Here is a 5,676-nt window from a genome sequence, read left to right as displayed (position 1 = left end):
ATCACCACCAGCGGCACACCCGCCGCCGACTGCGCCGCCAGCGCCCGGCCGACCTCCTCCATCACCGGCGACGGCCAGCGGCCGAAACGCTGCACCCGCGCGCACGACGCCTCGGTCGCAGAGGTCCGGCTCGCCTGGACCCTGCAGCAGGGGCCGCACGTGCTGGCGATCCCGGGCACGGGTGACCCGGACCACCTGGCACAGAACATGGCGGCGGGCGCGCTGCGGCTGTCGGAGGAGGAGACCGCGCGCCTCACCGCGCTGCGGCCGGCGGACGCGTAGCAGACGGCGGGGGTGACCGGCACGCGGTCGGTCGCCCCCGCCCGGTCAGCGGTACAGCAGGTACTTCCGCCGCGTCCGGTCGAACGCCCCCGCCTCGTCCTCCCACGCCGCGACGCACTCCGCCGCGCCCGCACCCGCGTCGATCATCTGCCGCAGCCGCGGCGAACCCGACAGCTTGTCGATCCAGAACGGCCGCACGGTGTCCCAGCTGTCCTGCCGCCAGGCGAAGGCGCCGTACCGCTTGGCCTCCACCAGCATCGCCACCGCCGCGAGGATCGGCCGGAAACGCCGCAGATCCGTCACATGGACCTGTACGCCCGCGCAGTTGACGTTGACGTACTTGTTGAACGTCGGGGTGAAGTACGCCTCGCGGAACTCCACCCCCGCCAGCCCCAGCTCGTTCAGCCGGTCGCTGTAGTGGTAGTCGAGGTAGGGCGCCCCGACGAACTCGAACGGCCGGGTGGTGCCGCGCCCCTCGGAGAGGTTCGTGCCCTCGAAGTAGCAGGTCCCGGCGTACACCGCCGCCGTGTCCGCCGTCGGCATGTTCGGCGACGGCGGCACCCAGGGCAGCCCGGAGGTCTGCGCGAAGGAGTACGGGTTCCAGCCGCGCATCCGCACCACGTCCAGCTCGACCTCCCCGCCCGTGCCCTCCAGCGGCAGCAGCTCGCCGTTGAAGTAGCGGGCCAGCTCGCCGACCGACATCCCGTGCTGCTGGATGATCGGCTTCAGCCCGACCCCCGAGGTGTACGCCGCGGTCATCATCGCCCCGTCCGCGCGCCGGCCGATCGGGTTCGGCCGGTCCAGGACGAGGAAGCGGGCGCCGACGGTGCGGGCGGCCAGCATCGCGTTGTACATCGTCCAGATGTACGTGTAGAAGCGCGCGCCCACGTCCTGGATGTCGAAGACGACCGTGTCCACGCCGGCCTTCGTGAACAGCTCCGCCATCTTGGTGGCGTTGGCGCCGTACGCGTCGTACACCGTCAGCCCGGTGCGCGGGTCGATGGTCTCCGGCTCCGCGTCCCCGGCCTGGGCGCTGCCCCGGAAACCGTGCTCCGGGCCGAACACCCCGGCGATGTCGAGGTGCCCGGCGGCGGCCATCGAGTCGACCACGTGCCGGGTGTCGCGCAGCACACCGGTCGGGTTGCTGATCACGCCGACGCGGTGCCCGCGCAGCACGGACCAGCCGTCGGCCGCCGCGGCGTCCGCTCCGGTGACGACGTACTCGTCGTCCGAGCCGGTGGTGGCCGCGGCGGCCGGGCTGTCGGCGAGCAGCGGTGCGGAGAGGGCGGCGGCGCTGCCGGCGAGGAGCGAACGGCGGGAGGGCGCAGGGGACATCACGGTGGTCCTATCCGTGCGGAGTGCGGGGTGCGGGGCTACGGGATGCGGAACGAGAGGGAGATCCGCCGGGAAAGCTAGTTCAACCGCGCCGGTGGCAACAGATGTCGCACGACATGCCAAAGGTCTACATCTCTGGGCACCTGGACGTCCGTCACGCCCAGCACGTCCACCAGGAACTCCGTCAGCGGGTGAAGCGATGCGTCCCGGAGCCCGCCTCGTAGACCGCGCAGCCGTCTTCCATCCGGACGAACCCGGCCCCGTCCGCCGCGACGTCCGACGCCCGGCCGGCGGGCACCCACACCTCGGCGGTGGTGTTGGGCGGCAGCGACACCTCCAGCCGGAAGCCGCCTCCGGCGGTCGACCACTCCGTCGTGACGGGCCCGTACAGCGAGTCGAAGCGCGCCCTGGCCCGGCCCACCTCCCCGCCCGGACGCGGCCGCACGACCAGACGCCGGAAGCCCGGCGCGCCGGGCGCGATGCCGGCGATGTTCGCGTACATCCACTCGCCGACGGAGCCGTACGCGTAGTGGTTGAAGGAGTTCATGTCCGGGTCCTGGAAACCGCCGTCCGGCCGGACGGAGTCCCAGCGCTCCCACATCGTCGTCGCGCCGCGGTCGATCTGGTAGCCCCAGCTCGGGAAGCTCCGCCGGTGCAGCAGCCGGTAGGCGACGTCGGTGTGGCCCGTCGCCGTCAGCACGGGCAGCAGCCGCGGCGTGCCGAGGAAGCCGGTCGACAGATGCCAGTCGCGGGAGCGGATGAGGTCGACGAGGCGGTCGGCGGCCGGTGCGCGGTCGGCGTCCGCCAGCAGATCCATCGACAGCGCCAGCACATAGGCCGTCTGCGTATCGCCCTTCACCCGCCCGCCGTCGGTCACGTACGCCGCGCGGAAGGCGTCCCGCAGCCGCTCGAACAGCGCCCGGTACGGGGTGGCGTCCCGGCCCAGCGCCCGTGCCGTACGGGCGACGAGGTCGGCGCTGTGCGCGTAGTACGCCGTGCCGACGACGTCCTTCGGCGTCTCGTCCTCGACGTTCAGCCAGTCGCCGTAACCCTCGGCCGGCCGCAGTCCGCCGCTGCTGTGCGCCTCGAGGTACTCCAGCCAGCGCAGCATCGCCGGCCAGGACTGCTCCAGTACCCGCAGGTCGCCGTACGCCCGGTACAGCGCCCACGGCACGGTGACACCCGCGTCGCCCCAGCCGGCGACGCCCCCGCCCACCGGACCGGGGTCGGGGGCGACGTCCGGGAAGGCGCCGTCCGCCGACTGGGCGTCGCGCAGGTCGTACAGCCACTTGGTGAGGAAGCGCGCCGACTCCATGGTGTACGCGGCGGTGGGGGCGAACACGTTGATGTCGCCGGTCCAGCCGAGGCGTTCGTCGCGCGCGGGGGTGTCGGTGGGGACGGAGAGGAGGTTGCCGCGCTGGCCCCAGGTGATGTTGCGGTGCAGCTGGTCGAGCATCGGCACGTCGGTCTCGAAGCCGAACGTGAAGGGGGCGTCGGTGTGCAGCACCCGGCCGGTGACCGCGGACAGCGGCGGCCGGCCCGGGAAGCCGGTGACCTCGACGTAGCGGAAGCCGTGGAAGGTGAAGCGCGGCTCGTACGTCTCCTCGCCGCCGCCCCGCAGCGTGTACGTGTCGGTGGCCCGGGCCGTGCGCAGGTTGGTGGTGCAGACGGAGCCGTCGGGGTTCAGCACCTCGGCGTGGCGCAGCCGCACCACGGTGCCGGCCTCGCCGGACACCCTCAGGCGCACCCTGCCGACCATGTTCTGGCCCAGGTCGAAGACGAAGACACCAGGGGAGGGTTCGGTGACGGCGCGGGCCGGCAGCTCCTGCTGGACGCGCACCGCCCCGTCCACCTGCGCGACGATCGCGCCGGTCGCCCCGGTGGCCGCCTCGGCCGCGGCCCAGGCGGAGTCGTCGTAGTCCGGCAGCGTCCAGCCGGGGGTCTCCAGCCGGGCGTCGTACGCCTCGCCCTGCATCAGATCGGCGTGGGTGACCGGGCCGGCGGCCGCCCGCCAGCCGGGCCTGCTGAGGACGCGGTCGGTGCTGCCGTCGGTGTACGTGACCTCCAGCTGGGCGAGGAGCGCGGGGGCGTCCCCGTACCGGTGGGGGCCGAACCAGCCGGTGCTGCCCGCGTACCAGCCGGCCGCGAGGGTGACGCCGAGGGCGTTGGCGCCGCCGCGTACCAGCTCGGTGACGTCGTACGTCTGGTACTGCACCCGCTTGTCGTAGTCGGTCCAGCCGGGGGCGAGTTCGTCGGTGCCGACGCGGCGGCCGTTGAGCCGTGCCTCGTAGAGGCCGAGCGCCGTGCTGTAGAGCCGGGCGCGGGCGACGGGCTTTGCGGCGAGGCGGAACCCGTGGCGCAGCTGGGCGGCGGGGGCGTACGACGGCGTCACCCTGCCCCAGGCGGCCGTCACCTGGGCGGGGGGCCAGGCGGAGTCGTCGTAACCCGGGGCCTGCCAGTCGTCGGCGGGCGGCTGGTCGTGCGCCTTCCAGGAAGCGTCGGTGGCGATCCTCAGCACCCCGTCGGCGGTGGTGAGTTCCAGGACGCCGAGCAGACCGGCGGGGCCGGTGGAGGGGCTGGTGGCGGCGACGGCCAGGGTCGCGGCCGTGCCGGTGGCGAGGTGCTCGGTCACGTCGAGGAGGACCGGGTGGCGCCAGTGCTCCGCCGGGCCGTTCGCCTCCACGTGCACGACCTGCGTGCCGTTGACGTGGGCGGTGAAGCCGGCGCCGGCGGTGACGACCAGGCGGGCGCGGGTGACGCCGGCGGGCACCTCGAGGGAGGCCCGGAAACAGTGGGGCGCCGCCGGGTCCCCCTCGGGGAGCCAGATCCACGAGGCCCCGTCCAGCGCGGGCGCGCCGGTCAGGCCCCGGGGCGCGGCGATCCAGCCGGCGGCCCACTGCCCGCCGACCCCCGTCTCCCACCACGAGGGGGCGCTGAAGTCGGAGACGTCACCGGACTCGCTCCAGACGCGGACCGTCCACCAGTAGCGGGTGCGCGGAGCGAGCGCGGGTCCGGCGTACGGGACGAGGACCGAGTCCCGCGACGCGACCCTCCCGCTGTCCCACACGTCGGGGTCGGCGAGACGCTCGGGTCCGGTCGCGACCCGGACCTGGTAGGCGCTCTGTACGACGCCGGGGGCGTCGGTCTCGATGGGCCAGCTGAGCCGGGGGCGTTCGGTGTCGAGTCCGAGGGGGTGCCGGACGTACTCGACGGTCGGGCGGCCGACACGGAGCGGTGGCATGGCGGTCTGTCCCCCTTTTGGGTGAATCGATTCACGCCGCAAGGTAGGGTGATGATCGGGGGCTGTCAAGGGGTTGCGGGCGGGCTTGTGGGGATTGTTGAAGATTCCCGCTGTCTCACTGTTGACGGGTGAGTTGGCGCGGGTCTAGCTTCCGTTGAAACCACTTGAATCCTTTCATTCGAAAGGCAGACCCTCATGACCAGAACCGCCCTCCGCTCCAGAGCCGCCGTCCGCCGTGCCTGCGGCGTACTCGCCGCGACGACCGCGCTGGCGCTCGGTGCCACCGCCTGCGGCGGCACCAGCAAGGACGACGTCAAGAGCAAGGAGTCGACCGCGGAGAAGTCCGATGCCAAGGCCGATCCGAACGCCGAGTTGAAGAAGGGCCTGACGGTCGCGTTCCTGCCGAAGCAGGTCAACAACCCGTACTTCACGTCCGCGGACAAGGGCGGTGAGAAGGCGCTGCAGGAGCTGGGGTCGTCGTACAAGGAGACGGGTCCGAACAGTGCCACGGACACGGCCGGTCAGGTGTCGTACGTCAACACGCTGACCCAGCAGCAGGTGGACGCGATGGCGGTCTCGGCGCAGGATCCGGGCGCGTTGTGCACCGCGCTCAAGCAGGCGATGAGCAACGGGATCAAGGTCGTGACGTACGACTCGGACACCAATGCGGACTGTCGTAACGCGTTCGTGTCGCAGGCGAGTGCGGAGGATCTGGGGCGGACCGAGGTGCAGTTGCTGGCGGAGCAGATCGGCGGGAAGGGCAAGATCGCGATCTTGTCGGCGGCGCAGACGGCGACGAACCAGAACACGTGGATCGA

At 72.5% G+C, this 5,676-nt stretch carries 4 protein-coding genes; 2 read left to right on the top strand and 2 right to left on the bottom strand.

Annotated elements, in window-relative coordinates; translation table 11 throughout:
- On the top strand, window positions 1-282 hold a 282-nt coding region (locus tag AB0M28_RS39770; protein ID WP_365415606.1), incomplete at its 5' end, for an aldo/keto reductase.
- 45 nt (window positions 283-327) lie between these two features.
- Here AB0M28_RS39770 and AB0M28_RS39765 read toward each other — a convergent pair.
- Both AB0M28_RS39765 and AB0M28_RS39760 read right to left on the bottom strand, forming a co-directional pair.
- Window positions 328-1,617, bottom strand: coding sequence for a DUF1343 domain-containing protein (locus AB0M28_RS39765; protein ID WP_365415604.1), 1,290 nt, complete (start codon window positions 1,615-1,617; stop codon window positions 328-330).
- Window positions 1,618-1,801: 184 nt separating this feature from the next.
- Window positions 1,802-4,858 (bottom strand): alpha-L-rhamnosidase, encoded by a 3,057-nt coding sequence (locus AB0M28_RS39760; RefSeq protein WP_365415602.1) that lies wholly within the window; start codon window positions 4,856-4,858, stop codon window positions 1,802-1,804.
- 195 nt (window positions 4,859-5,053) lie between these two features.
- On the opposite strand from AB0M28_RS39760, the gene AB0M28_RS39755 reads away from it, so the two are divergent.
- A partial coding sequence (locus AB0M28_RS39755) for a substrate-binding domain-containing protein (RefSeq protein ID WP_365415600.1) occupies window positions 5,054-5,676 on the top strand: 623 nt, incomplete at its 3' end.

The organism is Streptomyces sp. NPDC051940, assembly GCF_040680895.1.
Lineage (GTDB): Bacteria > Actinomycetota > Actinomycetes > Streptomycetales > Streptomycetaceae > Streptomyces.
Note: the sequence above shows the minus strand (reverse complement) of the source record. Positions and strands in the feature narration are given on the sequence as shown.

Bases quoted from the DNA above. Each gene is read 5' to 3' on its own strand.
- AB0M28_RS39765 (WP_365415604.1), bottom strand. From the start codon at position 1,617: ATGTCCCCTGCGCCCTCCCGCCGTTCGCTCCTCGCCGGCAGCGCCGCC.
- AB0M28_RS39760 (WP_365415602.1), bottom strand. From the start codon at position 4,858: ATGCCACCGCTCCGTGTCGGCCGCCCGACCGTCGAGTACGTCCGGCAC.